Below are 13,210 nucleotides of genomic sequence, written 5' to 3'. Positions count from 1 at the left end.
CCTTCGGCCCCGGCAGCGCCCCGGTGCGCGGGTGCCGGTAGGGGCCCTCGTCGCGCAGCACGAAGAGTTCTGCCTGGGGCCTTCTCGGTCAGCCACTTCGGCAGGACGCTCGCCGACCGTCACCATGGGCGCGGTGAACCGCGGTCGGCGCGCGTGGGCCTGCCGGTGCCTGCCGATGGGGGTGCGCCCTCGGGTCCTCTGAACGAAGGGCCGGGGGCAGTTCTCCACGCAGTTCCCCCGGCCCTTGACGTAGAGGGCCTGGTGACTCGTCTCGGCCTACGCTCTGCGTGCGCTCACGGTGTCCTCGCGGAAGCAGCCGCACTGCGCACACCGATGAGTGCCTGATAGCTGCGCAGCACCGTGGCCAGGGCTTCGGTCGCGTGCGCGCCTCGGCCAGTCGCCGCCGTGCGGCGGCGTACTCCAGGTCGGCGGCTCTGTGGCGCTGTTCGGCCGCGAGGAGTTCGAGGCGGGCGATCCCCGCCGCGGCGTCGGCGGCGCGCTGTCTGTGCCCGGCCATGATCCGGGGTGCGACGGCTTCGGCGCGGTCCAGGTAGCGGGGGACGGTGGGAGTTCCGTCGCTCGCCCTCGTGCTCATCGGGGTCCGTCCTTCACAGGCCGTGTCGGGCGCGGGCGTCGGTGATGCGCCGGATCAGGTCGGGCGGGGTCTCGGCGTGGACCACGGTCACGCTGGGGTACTGCGCCCAGAGCCCGTCCAGGTGTGACACCGGGGTGGTGCGGATGAGGAAGCCCACGTACCAGCCGGGGTGGGTGCGGTCGATCTCCTCCAGGGCGCGCAGGTCGGCGGTGACCCGGTCGGGGTCGGTGGCGCTCAGGACGGTGGGGGTGTCCTCCCAGGGGCGGCGGAAGCTCACCGCGGGGCGGTCGTTCACCGTTGCTGTCTCGATGTGCCAGCCGGGTGCGGGGTCCTCGCGCATCAGTGCCTGTCTTCCTGGGTGCGCAGGGTGGTGATGAGGTCGTTGATGCGGGCGGCGGCGGTGGGGTCGCCGCGGGCGGTGGCCAGGTCGCGGACCTCTTCCAGGGCCAGCAGGACGGCTCCGCCGTCGCGCGGGGTGGTGAGCAGGGCGTTGATCTGGGTCTGGGGGTAGCGGCGGTGTCCGCCGAGGGTTTTGACCGAGGCCAGGCGGCCGTCCTTTTCCCAGCGGGTGACGGTCTTGGGGTCGACGCGGAACAGGCGGGCGACCTCTGCGGGGGTGAGCAGGGCGTCGGCGTTCTCGACCAGGTCGGGCAGGGGCGCGGTGGGCACGGGGTTCTCCATCGGTGTCGTTCGTGTCGAGGGGCGGGGGCCGGGTCCGGTCCGGGGAAGTGCGACCGGACCCGGGTCTGAGGGGCGGGGCCGCCGGCCCCCTGATGGCGGCGGCCCCGCAGCCCGGTGGTGGTGTTTCACCGGGCGGGGAACCCCCGGGCGGACCGGTGCCGCCCGGAGGGGGTTCTCAGGGGGAGCGGCCCGCCGCGACGGTGCGCACCACGTGCCGCATCTGCCGGGAGAGCCGGTCGGGGTCCGCGTACCTCAGCGGGGCTACCCGCGCGGGGCCGGTGTAGAACGCCACCCACACGCGCAGGGAGTAGGACCACATCACCACCCAGTACGGGGCGTGATGCCGGGCCAGCGCGGCGGCCAGGTCACGCTCCTCGCGGTCGTGCCCGGGATGCCACCTCACGGGTTCTCGACCACCGCACGCACCGTCAGCGGCCCCGCCCCGGCGCCCTTCCACGCCCAGCTCCATTCCCAGTACACGGCCAGGTGGTCCACCAGGTGCAGGCCCGGAAGCGGGGCCTGGCGGGGATCACCCAGACGCGGATAGGGGATGACGGTGTCGCCCCGGGGCCCGTTGTCGGTCACGGCGACGCCGACCAGGAACGGGTTGACGTCGACGACCACCCGCACGGTCCCGCCGGGGTCCCCCGAACGGGTGTGCTTGCGAGCGTTCGACACGAGCGCTTCGGCCACCAGGAAGACCGGTTTCCTCGCCCGGCGGGGAACCACGGTGGGCACCCACGCGGCCAGGGCGGTACAGCCGCGCTCGTGGCCCAGAAGAATGCCGTGCCGGTGGGGCTCGGAGAACCCGACCCGGTGCGGGTAGGGCACTTTGGGCTCGGCGTTTACGTCTGGTTTCGGTGTGGTGATGCCGGTAGGCTGCATTCGTCTCACCTCGGTGGTTCGGGGTGGGGCATTGAGCCTCGGAGACCGGTTGCGACGGTCGCCGGGGCTTTTGGCTTGCAACGGACTTTCAGCCGGACGCCTCCGCTTTCATCGGCATCCGCTGCTTCTCCGTGGCTCTACCTTGAACACCCGGCCGGTCCGAGCGCTAGAGACATCACTGACCTGTCAAGATCTTGTGGTTTCGGTGAAGTTGGGAAGACCCTTCGCCTTGAATGAGTCGACCCGGTAGATCCCTCGGTGTACATGGAGAGTCATGGACCGTCCCCCGAAGCCCGAACTGATACGTCTTGGCCTCGTCATCCAGAAGACGCGCAAGAAGGCGAAGATCACGCAAGTCCAGCTGGCCAAGGCTCTGTCGGTCGTGCCCTCGACCGTCTCGGCGTGGGAGTGCGGTACCCGCAGGCTCAGCGAGCAGAGCGCGCGAGATATCGACCGAGAGCTCGGTAGCTCTGGTGTAGTTCACCGGGCTTGGAAAGCCGCAAATGACGCAACTGGGGTTCCGGAATGGTACGAGGAGGTAGAGCAGCTCGAACGGAAGATCTCGGAGCTGCGTGAGTACCAGAACCAGATGATCCCTGGCCTCATCCAGACCGAGGCGTATGCCCACGCAGCGAACCGGGACACCTCTCCCGGCGCCAGTGAGGCCGAGCTGGAGGAGATGGTCAAGTCGCGGATGAGGCGACAGGCGATCTTGGAGACAGATCCGCCGCTGATTTACATGGTGCTGGAGGCGAACGCGGTGACGAGGGTCATCGGGAGCCGGAAGATTCTCTCTGATCAGCTCGGTGAAGTGCTGTCATTGATGGAGAAACGGGTAGTACGTCTACAGGTCGTACCGCCCAACCCCGGGTGCCACCCCGGAGGAGCAGGCCCCTTCCGGGTGTACTCGTTTCCGGACAAACCCATGGTGGCGTCGGCGGAGTATCAGCAAGGTGAGATTCTGATGGATGACAGTGGCAAGGTGCAGGCCTGTCTGTCGATTTTCAGCTCTGTGCAGGCAGAGGCGTGGTCGCCGGGCCAGACAGCCGACTTCATCAGGAAGGTCAAGGAAGAACTCGATGAGTACACAGCGTGAGCCCGAGTGGCACAAGAGCAGCTACAGCGCGGCCAACGGAAGCTGTGTCGAGGTCGCTGAGGGGAAGAGCGTCCTCGTGCGTGACACGCAGAACCGGGAGTCGGGCCACTTGTCGGCTGGGGCTTCCGAGTGGACCGCCCTGCTGGCGGCGGTCCGAGGCCGGTAGGGGAACAGCACGAACCGGTCCCGCCCAGGAGTAGTGGGCGGGACCGGTTTTGTGTTCAGCGGGTTCAAGCTACCCCGGGGCAGGATGCATCTCCAGGAGCAAAGCCCCGCTTTATCGGAAGCCGTGGACGTGAACCTGCCCCTGTAGCCTCCCATCGGACGATGCCCGAAGTCTGGATGAGGCCGACCTGATGGTTGACCCGAGAGGCAAGAGGCACGGCGGGGCCGCATGCACTCATCGGTTCCTGTGGACCGTGCTCTCGGTGCGGTCGATGGACCGCCTACGACGCTTCATGGGCCGGTAGCCTCGCCTCCATGTGCTGTCAGAAGCCTGAGGAGGCCGATATGACGGTAGTCCCCGGAGGCGGAGCCCCGACCGTCCCCACCCCCGGCGACAAGTGGCACAAGAGCAGCTACAGCGCTAACGGAGGAAACTGCGTCGAAGCTCGGGAGCACACCGGCGGCGCTGACGTCCGCGACACCCAGAACCGCGCCGCGGGGTACCTGGAGTTCACCGGCGGCGAGTGGGCAGCCCTGGTGAACGCGGTTCGCGGCCTGTAGCGCCCCCTCGCACGCGAAGAACAGCGCCCCGTCATAGCTGGTGACGGGGCGCTGTTCTCGTGTTCAGCGGGTTCAGGCCACCCCGGCGCGCGACACACCGCCGGGGCCGAAGCCCTGGCACCTCCTGCGCTCCTCGGGAGCCGTGTCCTTCCGCGCCGCACACCTGCCGGGCAGCGTCGGGAGGGCGACAGCCCTCAGGGAAACTCCCCGTAGCAGGCGGCGATCGCGGCGGCGCGGTCCCGCAGAGAGGTGCGCAACCACTGCGGTGCCAGGGCCTCCGCGTCCGTCGCGAGCTGCCACAGCGCCCATTCGGCGTGCCTCGCATCCTGGAAGGCGACCTCCAGCCGCAGCCGGTCGTCCGCGTCGGCTTCTTCGGAGAGGACGGCCAGCGCGGTGCCCACCAGCTCCTCCCGTCGCGCCGGGTCCACCCGCACCAGCACGGTGACCTGGTCGCCCCCGGTGCGGAGCCGCGTGCTGCGCTCCTGCCAGGCCAGGTCCAGGTCGACCCGCTCCGGTCGCCGCGCCGGTTCGTCGAGCTCCTCGGCGGCCAGGACCCGGGAGAGCCGGTAGGTGCGGTCGGCTCCGGACCTCGTGGCCAGCAGATAGCCCTGGTCGCGTACGGTGACCAGGCCGATCGGGTCCACCGTCCGCCACGCCGGCTCCCGGTCCGCAGCCGCGTAGTGGATGCGCAGCCTGTGCCCGGCGAACACCGCGCGCCGGATCTCGGACACCACGGTGTCGGGCACCTCCTCGGTCTCCAGGCGCCGCGCGAGGAGGTCGGTGCCCGGGTCGACGAGCAGGCGCCGGGCCGCGTCGGCCGCGGTGGTCCGATCCTTCTCGGGCAGCGCGTCGACCACCTTGAGCACGGCCGAGGCGAGTGCCGAGCCGAGGCCGAAGGCCTGCGCGCCGCGCCGCGATCCGGCGATCAGCAGGGCGAGCGCCTCGTCGTGGCTCAGGCCGGTGAGCTCGGTCCGGAAACCCGGTAGCAGCGCGAAGCCGCCGTGCCGACCGCGTTCGGCGTACACCGGGACGCCGGCCGCGGAGAGCGCGTCGATGTCGCGCAGCACGGTGCGGGTGGACACCTCCAGCTCGCGGGCCAGCGCGGTCGCGGACAGCCGACCGTGCCGGCGCAGCAGCAGGACGAGCGATACCAGTCTGTCGGCGCGCATACGAAAACCCTACGGGAATACATGACACAGGATGTCGTGATTTGTTGCGAGGCTTTCCCCATCGCCATACGAGAGGGGATTCCCATGGCACACGCCATCGTCAACCCGGACGGCCTGCACGACCCGGTCCCGTTCGGCTACAGCCACACCGCCACCGTTCCCGCGGGCACGGAACTGGTGCTCGTCGCGGGCCAGTACGGGGCGGGCCCGGACGGCGCGGTCGTCTCGGCCGACTTCGCCGACCAGGTGAAGCAGACGTTCCACAACATCGGCGTCGCGCTCGCCGCCCACGGGCTCGGCCTCCGCCACGTCGTCCAGCTCAGGACGTACGTGGTGGACCACGACGTCAGCAAGCTCGGACCGATCACCGCGGCTGTGCGGGAGGGCTGGGGCACGGAGCCGCCCGCGCAGACCCTCATCGGCGTTGCGGGCCTGGCCGCCCCCGACGTGCTGTTCGAGGTCGAGGCCGTCGCCGCCCGGCCCTGACCCGCCACCCGCGTCCGGGCCGCCCACCCGGACGCGGGGGCGGTGCCGGGGCAGGGGGATGGGTGACACCTCGCTCCGGTGAGGAACCGCCTCGTGGGCGAGTGCACACGGCTCGTCTGCGAGGCGTCGCCTGTTCGCGTCGGCCCCACGCCTCGCAGTACGGGGGCGGTGAGGGGAAATGCCGGGCCAGGCGCGGCTTTTACTTCTCCGGTTCGGCCTTCGACCCGTGCCGGGTGCTGCGCCGCACCCCCAGTAGCAGGGCCGCCCCGACCACGACCAACGCGATCGCCCACGACCCCACCGGGGCCATGGCCGTCCCGCACACGGTGGTCCCCATCCCCATGCTGGGCGCGTCCCCGTAACCGATCCACCCGAAGGAGGCGTTCACACTGACCAGGGGCCACCAGCCCGCGCCGCACGGTCCGCCGGGAACCAACCCGAGAGCCGCGCCCCCGGCGATCAGGGCGAAGGCCACTGTGCGGATGATCTGGACAGGGGACACGGAACTCTCCTCGACGCGGGGGGCTTTCACGTCAGTCATTCTGGGGCACCCCCTGGTTGACGTCCCCAGCGGGGACGCCTTTTCTTCACCACACGCAATGCACGGGCCGTCGGCCTCGCCGCGGTCCCGTTCCGCCACACCGCTGACTTCCTTACTACGGCAGGGGAGAGTCCACCAGAGGAGAATGGCACGAAAATGGATCTGCTGTCGGTCTGGCGATTTCTCTAGTGGACTGGACGAAAACGTTGCCGGTGTGACGCGAGGGGTCCAGACCTCGATGATCTTGTACTTATAGCGAGGTTGGACGGCGAGACTCGCTATAAGTACAAGATCACGGCAGATAGCACGGGGTCTGTGAACCTTCCGGTCATCGCACTAGTGGTAGGGGGAGCGGGAACCCTCACACACGCCCCGACTGGTGTTCGGCCTGGTCGGGGCTTTTCCTGTTCTTGGAAGGTTCGTCGGGTGGTTTCGTGTGGACGGCGACGGTGCGGCCACTTGCTTTCCCGAGCTTCCCGGAGCCCCCGTGCAGCGGCAGAGTATCCGAGGATCGGCCCTCCGGGAAAACCCGCGGGTATTCCCGAGGTGGCGTGGAAAGGCTGTATCAGCGAAGGAATAGCCTTCAGGTCGACCCCGGGTCGATCAGATGCCACAGCGAGGACGTCGGGCTCACCCCCGAGGGCGCACGAAAAGCTCTTCACCCCTCCACCTGTCCTGTGCGGACAGTTGTCGGTGGTGCGCTTCGGAGCACCTGAGACAGGTCACCGGCAAGCCGTGTTCCACGCCACCCCGTGAAAAGTGATCCTTCATGCCGCCCGTCGGCCCGAGACCTCGCATGCGCGTGCCCGAGGGGCTGCGGTTCAGGAGGAACGCGCCTCTGACCCGGAAACGGGGTCCGTCGTACAAGAACGCGGACCTGAGCCGCCCATGTCGCCCAGGGCCGGGTCCCGTACGTGTACCACGGCCAGGAGGAGCGGATCCCGGTCGCCTCGCCCGGGGGCGATCCGACCTGGCATTCGGTGGCCGCCCTGCCGCGGCGACATGTGTTGACGAGTACGAACATGCCGGTGGGCGCGGCCACGGAGATGCCGGCGGCCCAGCTCGGGCCGTTCCGAGACAGGCTGAACCAGCGCGTTCGGAACACGAGCCGGCCCCCGCGACGGTCGGCGAATTCCAGCGGTCGCCGCGGGGGCCGCTCCGGTCACGGCCCGAAGACCTCCAGGAGCCAGCCCACCGGGGCGTCCTCGACGGAGTCGGCGGCCGACTTCTTGACCCGGCCCAGACTGATCTTCTGGGCGCCGGGGCGAAGCTTCTGGGCGACGCGGCCCCCGCCGGCGGGGACGTCGACGTTCGTGACGCTCCAGTTCGTGCCGTCGTGGACGGCCAGCCGGACCCTGACGTCGGCGAAGTCCGAGGCGAAGGAGACCCAGACGTCGCCCCACGCCCCCGCCTGGTTGGCGCTGGGGGAGGCAAGCACGATGACGTGCCGGTAGTGGATGAGGGAGCCGTTCTCGTTGAACGCGAAGCCGTGGGGGATGCCGCCGAGCTGGAAGTTGTTGCTCACCATCGCTCCTTCGGTCCGGCCGCCGGCGCCGCTCAGCGAGCGGCATCACACCGGGGGCCGGTAGAACCCTGTGACCCAGGGTCATCGCCCATCGTGGCCTTGTGGGTGTGCCCGGCGGAAGCTTTCGCCGCGAAGCTGTCCTGACCTGGCCAACTGTCTCGAATCCCTCGCCGGATGCCTTGTTGGCGTGTAACGCAGCGTGCAAATCAGGGCAGACAGCCACAGAACGGTCGGGGTGCAGTACTTGACGGAGAACCGGGCGCCAGCGGCCACGCGCATGCGGCCCGGCCGTGCAGATGCTTCGCCTGCGGCGTCCCGGGCTGCGAGGGCGAAGCCGTCCTGACCGCGCGCCCTACCGGGGGCCGCCGTCAGCGGTGTCCGGCGCATGGACTTGATCTACGACGTACAGGTACGCATTTTGGAATCACCACACCACCTCACCCCGTCCCTGTCACCGCTCGTTCTCCGAGCAGTCCTGGCTGCGGCATTGCCGGCGCCGCAGCGCGCGCGGACCGGGTCGCCGCCACCGTCGTGAGGACGGCTCCGACCGGGAGGAGAAGGCCGGTCGGCGGGGCAGTGCCCCGTGACCGGCTCCGGGCGAAGGCATGACGCAGTGTCACTGGCGGCGCCGCGGAGCCGGAAGAATACTGGGACGGACTCCACCGTCCGATCCCGGAAGGGCTCATATGAGGTCCGAGCGCACCGAGGCGACGCAGGGTCAGCTGCGCATGCTCAATCTCAACATCGTGTTCGCGTCGCTCTGCGCCATCGGGGCGCTCCTGATCTCGATCAACGCCGAGAACCCGGTGCACGCCGTCGTCCTGGGCGTGGGGGTGGCGGCTGCCGTGCTGGGGTCCCGGGGGTGGAGCGGGGGCCGTTCCTTCCGTGTCCCGCTCCTCTGCCTGGTCGCGGCCTCGGCCGTGTGGCTCGTCGGTGTGCTGGTCCTGGACGACGCGTCCGCGTCCTTCGGCATCTCCGTCGTGGGCACCGTCGTCCTCTTCCAGCTGCCGCGCCCGCGCCGGGTCGCGGCGGCAGTGGCGCTGGGCGCCTTCGTCGTCGCGGTGGTCGTGGCGCGGATGGTGACGTCACCCGGTGGCGCCCTCAACGTTCTTCTCGACCACGTCGTCCACTCCACCAGCGTCGCCGTGGTGGGGGTCACCCTCGTGTTCCTCAACCACCTGGTCTCCGGTCTGATCACGGAGCTGGAGGAGTCGAGGGAGCGCGAGGCCGAGCTGGCCGTGGCCCGGGAGCGGATGCGCTTCGCCAGCGACCTGCACGACATCCAGGGCCACACGCTGCACGTGGTCAAGCTCAAGACCGCGCTGGCCCGCCGGCTGGTGCGCACCGACACCGACCGCGCGGAGGAGGAGCTCGGCGAGATCCACGCCCTGGTCGGCGACACCATCGCCCAGACCAAGGCGCTCGCCCACGCGCAGCGGCGGCTCAACCTGTCGGCGGAGCTGGAGAACGCCAAGAACCTCTTCGAGGCCGCCGGCATCCGCGTCCAGGTGCGCCGCGAGGGCCAGGTCGAGGCCCGCGCGGGCGAGATGCTGGGCCAGGTCCTGCGGGAGACGACCACCAACATCCTGCGGCACGCCCAGGCCGGGCAGGTGTGGATCACCCTCTCCGGGACCGGTATCTCCATCGTCAACGACGGCGCGCAGGAGGGCCCGGTCATCGGGCTCGGCGGGCTCGCGACCCTGCGCGAGCGCGTGGCCGGCGAGGGCGGCGAGCTCACGGTGGAGCGCAAGGACGGACGGTTCCTGACCGCCGCCAGCTTCCCGCACCTGGGCCCCACCCGGTGAGAGACGAGGGGGCGCCGTGAGCTCCCGGGCCTGCGTGCCGCGACCGGCCCCGAGGAGCGCGACCTCCGCCGGCCGGTCGCGACCACCTCATGACGGGGTCGCATCGGGCGGCTGGTGGCCGCTCTCCTCCGGCTCGCCCTGCGGCCCGTAGGGGGTGTTGATCCACGCCCCCAGCAGCAGGGTCGCCCCGACCACGATCAGCGCGATCGCCCACGACCCCACCGGGGCCATGGTCGTTCCGCACAGGCCGGCCCCTATCGCGGGGCGGGACACCTCCTCGTAGGCGAACCAGCCGAAGGAGGCGTCCATGTCGACCAGGGGCCACCAGCCCGCGCCGCACGGTCCGCCGGGAACCAGCCCGAGAGCCACGCCCCCGGCGATCAGGGCGAAGGCCGCCGTGCGGATGATCTGGACAGGGGACACGGAACTCTCCTCGGCGCGGGGGGTTTCCACGTTGGACGCCCCTGTGCACCCTCCGGTTGCCGCCGTCCCGGGAAGGACACCGCGCACAGCCCGGCGCCACACCGCCTTGCCAGGACGTCGAGACCTGGCCGGGGAGGCCGGCGCCGGCGCCCGCGCCCACGGGTTCGGCGGCAGGTTGCCGTTAGTAAATAACATGTTAGTTTGTCACTATGGGAAAGAGCGCGAACCACGACAGGGGAGTGCGCACACGCGACTCCCTCAGGGCCGCGGCCTACCGGCTGTTCCTGGAACACGGGTACGAGAGGACCACCGTGGCCCGGATCGCGGCCGAGGCGGGGGTCTCGCACATGACGTTCTTCCGGCACTTCCCGACCAAGGAGGACGTGGTCCTGCGGGACGAGTACGACCCGCTGCTGGAACAGCTCGTGCGGGACCGTCCTGCAAGCGAGCCTCCGATCACCCGCATTCGGAACGCCTTCACGGGCGCCGCCGCCCACGTGCACGGGGCGGAGAGGGACGGCCTGCTGCTGCGCACCCGCCTCATCCTGGACACGCCCGCGCTGCGGCACCGGATGGCCGACAGCATGCGCGCCTCGCAGACCGCCTTCGAGCGGGGACTGCTCTCCCCGGACGACGACGCCGACGACCCGCCCCTGCCCGTCCGTGTCGCCGCCGCGGCCTGCACCGCCGCGCTCGCGACCGCCGTGACCGCGTGGGCGGAGGGCGACGGCACAGCAGACCTCCCCGCCCTCATCGACGAGGCCCTGGGAACCCTGGACAGTGCAGGCGTCCGGCGGGAGGGCAGGCCGTGACCGGCGATGCCGTCCAGGTCACGGACCTGACCGTGCGCTACCGAGGCGCGAGGACGGAGGCTGTCGCCGGGATGGACTTCACCGTGTCCGCCGGCGAGGTGTTCGGGTTCCTCGGCCCCTCGGGCGCGGGCAAGTCCACCGTGCAGAACGTGCTGACCGGCCTGTTGCGCCGCTACCGGGGCAGCGTCCGCGTCCTGGGCCGCCCGCCGGGGGACTGGGGGCGCGACTACCACGAGCGGATCGGCGTGGGCTTCGAGCTGCCCGCCGCGTTCGGCCGGATGACGGCACGGGAGAACCTGGCCGCGTTCGCCTCGTTCTACCAGGGGCCGACCGCCGATCCCGGCCGCCTTCTCGACCGGCTCGACCTCTCCGACGCCGCGGACCAGCGGGTCACCACCCTCTCCAAGGGCATGCGGATGCGTCTGAACCTGGCCCGCGCGCTGATCAACCGCCCCGAGATCCTCTTCCTCGACGAACCCACCTCCGGGCAGGACCCCGTACGCGCCGCCCGCATGCGCGACGTCATCCGCGCCGAAGCCGCCCGCGGCGCCGCGGTCTTCCTCACCACCCACGACATGCCCACCGCGGAGGAGCTGTGCGACAGGCTCGCGTTCGTGGTCGGGGGTCGGATCGTCGCGGTGGACACGCCGACGGCGTTCAAACACCGCCACGGGAGGTCCGGCCTGGTCGCGGAGTACCGCCGGGACGGCCATGTCCGGCGACGCGTGTTCGACGGTTCCGGTGACGATGTGGAGGAGCTGGTGGAACTGCTCCGGGCGGGCGCCCTGGCCACCCTCCACAGCCGCGAAGCCACCCTGGGCGAGGTCTTCACGCAGGTCACCAAGGTCCGGCTGTGACCGCCCCGCGGGCGCGGGCGGCGTCGAACCGCCACGGGAGCCCCACGGCGCGCCGTCTGCTGGCCGCGACACGGGCAGAGATCAGGACCGCGTGGCGGTACGGCGTCGTCGGGCTCGCGGTCGGGCTCGCGCTCCTGTGGTCCCTCGCCCTTCTCGCGCTTCCCCCGTCGGGGGCCCAGAGGCTGCTCCCGCTGCTCCTCGTCGTGGACACGGCAGGCTTCGGCGCCCTCATCGCGGTGGCCCTGGCGCTGTTCGAGCGCGTCGAGAGGACGGACGCGGCCCGAGGGGTGACGCCGCTCCGCCCGTGGGAGACGGTCGCGGCGCGCGTCACGGTGCTGACCGTCCTGGCTGTGGCGATGGCGGTCCCCATGACCCTGGCCTCCGGCGTCCCGGTCGGCCCCGGCGCGTTCGCGGCGATCGCCGGCGGCGTCGCGATGACGTCGGTACTCCTGGTGGGGACGTGCCTGGCCCTGGGGAGCGGGGCCGCGACCCTCCCCGGGGCCTTCCTCCGCGTCGTTCCCGGGGTCGTGCCGCTGATCGTGGCGCCGGTCCTGCACCTGTCGGAGGCGGTTCGCACCCCGGCGCTCTTCCTGGTGCCCAGTACGGCCGCGGCGGAGCTGCTCCGCGTGGGTGCGACGGGCGGGGCGCCCGCGTACCCCTCGGCGCCGTGGGCGCTGGTGTGGGGCACGGCGGGGGCGGTCGGGGCCTGTGCGTGGGCCGCCCGGGGGATGAACCCGCCGATCGGGGCGCCCCGGGGGCGCCCGGTGTTCCGGCGCGGTCCCGAACCCGGTGCGCGGACCGGTCCCGGCGCCGCCGGGGTGGGCGCCGCGTTTTCCGGACGGGCCCGGAGGCGCTCGCAGCTGCTCTCCTGTGTGCGCTTCGACCTGTCGGCCGGGCGGGGCGACCCCCTCCTCCCCGTCGTCCTGTTCGCACCGGCGCTCCTGGCGCTGCTCATCCGTGTGGGCCACCCGCCGGTGTCGGCCTTCGTGCGCGACTCCTACGGGTTCGACCTCGCGTCGGTCGCGCCGGTGGTGTTCGCCGCTCTGATCCTGTTGCACGTCCCCCTGATCGCGGGGTCGGTCGTCGCCCTCCGGCTCATGGAGGACGTCGACGACCGCACACTGCTGGTGCTGCGCGCGTCCCCCCTGCCGCTGTACTGGTACGTCGGCTACCGTTCGGGTCTCGCATGGCTGCTGTCCCTGGTCGGGCTCGCGGCCGCGGTCCCCCTCTCCGGGCTCGCCCCGCCCCTGTCGGCGGGGCTCGCGGTCTCGGTCGCCGTCGCGGCCGCTGCCGCGCCCCTCCTCGTGCTGACCGTCACGTCGACGGCGTCGAACAAGGTGGAGGCGCTGGTCGTCGTCAAGGCCGTCGCCGCGCTGTCGGTGCTCCTGCCCGTCCTCGCCTGGACCCTGCCCGCCCCGGTGACGTGGGTGCTTCTGGCGGTTCCGCCGGGGTGGGGGCTGTTCGCGCTCCCGGGCCTCCCCGTCCCCGAGCTGCCGCCCGTCGCCGTCCTGCTCGGCGGACTGCTCTGGACCCTGGCCCTGTGCGTCGCCGCTGCCCGCCGCACCGGGGCGAGGCTGCAGCTGTGAGCCAGGGGGCGCCGGGGGAGCCC

General features: G+C 71.2%; 15 protein-coding genes and 1 pseudogene. 8 read left to right on the top strand and 8 right to left on the bottom strand.

Annotation, left to right across the window (positions count from 1 at the left end; translation table 11 throughout):
* Positions 1 to 608: 608 nt before the first annotated feature.
* From OUQ99_RS18070 to OUQ99_RS18055, 4 genes and pseudogenes are all read right to left on the bottom strand, one after another.
* Positions 609 to 935 (bottom strand): hypothetical protein, encoded by a 327-nt coding sequence (locus OUQ99_RS18070; RefSeq protein WP_267944940.1) that lies wholly within the window; start codon positions 933 to 935, stop codon positions 609 to 611.
* A gap of 140 nt (positions 936 to 1,075) precedes the next feature.
* Positions 1,076 to 1,276 (bottom strand): annotated as a pseudogene (locus OUQ99_RS18065) (BldC family transcriptional regulator); the annotation flags it as partial.
* A gap of 175 nt (positions 1,277 to 1,451) precedes the next feature.
* Positions 1,452 to 1,679, bottom strand: a complete 228-nt coding sequence (locus OUQ99_RS18060; protein WP_267944939.1) for a hypothetical protein — start codon at positions 1,677 to 1,679, stop codon at positions 1,452 to 1,454.
* Positions 1,676 to 2,107, bottom strand: coding sequence for an ATP-binding protein (locus OUQ99_RS18055; RefSeq protein WP_267944938.1), 432 nt, complete (start codon positions 2,105 to 2,107; stop codon positions 1,676 to 1,678). The genes OUQ99_RS18060 and OUQ99_RS18055 overlap by 4 nt, the downstream gene beginning before the upstream one ends.
* A gap of 328 nt (positions 2,108 to 2,435) precedes the next feature.
* Here OUQ99_RS18055 and OUQ99_RS18050 point away from each other — a divergent pair, with 328 nt between their 5' ends.
* From OUQ99_RS18050 to OUQ99_RS18040, 3 genes are all read left to right on the top strand, one after another.
* The gene (locus tag OUQ99_RS18050) at positions 2,436 to 3,257 is read left to right on the top strand and encodes a helix-turn-helix domain-containing protein (RefSeq protein WP_267944937.1); all 822 of its coding nucleotides are present in this window, start codon (positions 2,436 to 2,438) and stop codon (positions 3,255 to 3,257) included.
* Positions 3,241 to 3,423: a DUF397 domain-containing protein gene (locus OUQ99_RS18045; protein WP_267944936.1), complete on the top strand. Its 183-nt coding sequence runs from the start codon at positions 3,241 to 3,243 to the stop codon at positions 3,421 to 3,423. Before OUQ99_RS18050 ends, OUQ99_RS18045 begins: the two co-directional genes overlap by 17 nt.
* 344 nt (positions 3,424 to 3,767) lie before the next feature.
* Positions 3,768 to 3,983, top strand: coding sequence for a DUF397 domain-containing protein (locus OUQ99_RS18040; protein ID WP_267944935.1), 216 nt, complete (start codon positions 3,768 to 3,770; stop codon positions 3,981 to 3,983).
* A gap of 194 nt (positions 3,984 to 4,177) precedes the next feature.
* Here the strand turns inward: OUQ99_RS18040 and OUQ99_RS18035 are convergent, their stop codons facing one another.
* Complete coding sequence (locus OUQ99_RS18035) at positions 4,178 to 5,152, bottom strand: helix-turn-helix transcriptional regulator (protein WP_267944934.1); 975 nt, start codon at positions 5,150 to 5,152, stop codon at positions 4,178 to 4,180.
* A gap of 84 nt (positions 5,153 to 5,236) precedes the next feature.
* On the opposite strand from OUQ99_RS18035, the gene OUQ99_RS18030 reads away from it, so the two are divergent.
* Positions 5,237 to 5,638 (top strand): RidA family protein, encoded by a 402-nt coding sequence (locus OUQ99_RS18030; protein ID WP_267944933.1) that lies wholly within the window; start codon positions 5,237 to 5,239, stop codon positions 5,636 to 5,638.
* A gap of 199 nt (positions 5,639 to 5,837) precedes the next feature.
* On the opposite strand, the gene OUQ99_RS18025 is transcribed toward OUQ99_RS18030, so the two are convergent.
* Both OUQ99_RS18025 and OUQ99_RS18020 read right to left on the bottom strand, forming a co-directional pair.
* On the bottom strand, positions 5,838 to 6,170 hold the full coding sequence (locus OUQ99_RS18025) for a hypothetical protein (RefSeq protein WP_346660214.1): 333 nt from the start codon (positions 6,168 to 6,170) through the stop codon (positions 5,838 to 5,840).
* A 1,171-nt stretch (positions 6,171 to 7,341) separates the two neighbouring features.
* On the bottom strand, positions 7,342 to 7,704 hold the full coding sequence (locus OUQ99_RS18020) for a hypothetical protein (protein WP_267944932.1): 363 nt from the start codon (positions 7,702 to 7,704) through the stop codon (positions 7,342 to 7,344).
* Positions 7,705 to 8,390: 686 nt separating this feature from the next.
* Between OUQ99_RS18020 and OUQ99_RS18015 the strand changes: the two genes are divergently transcribed.
* Positions 8,391 to 9,509, top strand: coding sequence for a sensor histidine kinase (locus OUQ99_RS18015; RefSeq protein WP_267944931.1), 1,119 nt, complete (start codon positions 8,391 to 8,393; stop codon positions 9,507 to 9,509).
* A gap of 87 nt (positions 9,510 to 9,596) precedes the next feature.
* Here the strand turns inward: OUQ99_RS18015 and OUQ99_RS18010 are convergent, their stop codons facing one another.
* Positions 9,597 to 9,932 carry a hypothetical protein gene (locus OUQ99_RS18010; RefSeq protein ID WP_267944930.1) on the bottom strand — a complete coding sequence of 112 codons (336 nt, stop codon included), beginning with the start codon at positions 9,930 to 9,932 and terminating at the stop codon, positions 9,597 to 9,599.
* Positions 9,933 to 10,141: 209 nt separating this feature from the next.
* On the opposite strand from OUQ99_RS18010, the gene OUQ99_RS18005 reads away from it, so the two are divergent.
* Genes OUQ99_RS18005 through OUQ99_RS17995 form a run of 3 tightly spaced genes read left to right on the top strand, consistent with a single transcriptional unit; the run spans position 10,142 to position 13,187 of the window.
* The gene (locus tag OUQ99_RS18005; RefSeq protein ID WP_267944929.1) at positions 10,142 to 10,744 is read left to right on the top strand and encodes a TetR/AcrR family transcriptional regulator; all 603 of its coding nucleotides are present in this window, start codon (positions 10,142 to 10,144) and stop codon (positions 10,742 to 10,744) included.
* Complete coding sequence (locus OUQ99_RS18000) at positions 10,741 to 11,601, top strand: ABC transporter ATP-binding protein (protein ID WP_267944928.1); 861 nt, start codon at positions 10,741 to 10,743, stop codon at positions 11,599 to 11,601. Before OUQ99_RS18005 ends, OUQ99_RS18000 begins: the two co-directional genes overlap by 4 nt.
* A complete protein-coding gene (locus tag OUQ99_RS17995) occupies positions 11,598 to 13,187 on the top strand; it encodes a hypothetical protein (protein WP_267944927.1) in 1,590 nt (529 codons plus the stop codon). The genes OUQ99_RS18000 and OUQ99_RS17995 overlap by 4 nt, the downstream gene beginning before the upstream one ends.
* The last annotated feature ends 23 nt before the right edge of the window (positions 13,188 to 13,210 follow it).

Source organism: Streptomonospora nanhaiensis, assembly GCF_026642255.1.
GTDB lineage: Bacteria > Actinomycetota > Actinomycetes > Streptosporangiales > Streptosporangiaceae > Nocardiopsis > Nocardiopsis tropica.
The sequence above is the reverse complement of the archived record's forward strand: the minus strand, read 5'-3'. Positions and strand labels throughout refer to the sequence as shown.

Excerpts from the sequence above, each read along its gene's own strand:
- OUQ99_RS18070 (WP_267944940.1), bottom strand. The coding sequence starts at position 935 with ATGCGCGAGGACCCCGCACCCGGCTGGCACATCGAGACAGCAACGGTG.
- OUQ99_RS18050 (WP_267944937.1), top strand. The coding sequence starts at position 2,436 with ATGGACCGTCCCCCGAAGCCCGAACTGATACGTCTTGGCCTCGTCATC.
- OUQ99_RS18045 (WP_267944936.1), top strand. The coding sequence starts at position 3,241 with ATGAGTACACAGCGTGAGCCCGAGTGGCACAAGAGCAGCTACAGCGCG.
- OUQ99_RS18040 (WP_267944935.1), top strand. The coding sequence starts at position 3,768 with ATGACGGTAGTCCCCGGAGGCGGAGCCCCGACCGTCCCCACCCCCGGC.
- OUQ99_RS18035 (WP_267944934.1), bottom strand. The coding sequence starts at position 5,152 with ATGCGCGCCGACAGACTGGTATCGCTCGTCCTGCTGCTGCGCCGGCAC.
- OUQ99_RS18030 (WP_267944933.1), top strand. The coding sequence starts at position 5,237 with ATGGCACACGCCATCGTCAACCCGGACGGCCTGCACGACCCGGTCCCG.
- OUQ99_RS18015 (WP_267944931.1), top strand. The coding sequence starts at position 8,391 with ATGAGGTCCGAGCGCACCGAGGCGACGCAGGGTCAGCTGCGCATGCTC.
- OUQ99_RS18005 (WP_267944929.1), top strand. The coding sequence starts at position 10,142 with ATGGGAAAGAGCGCGAACCACGACAGGGGAGTGCGCACACGCGACTCC.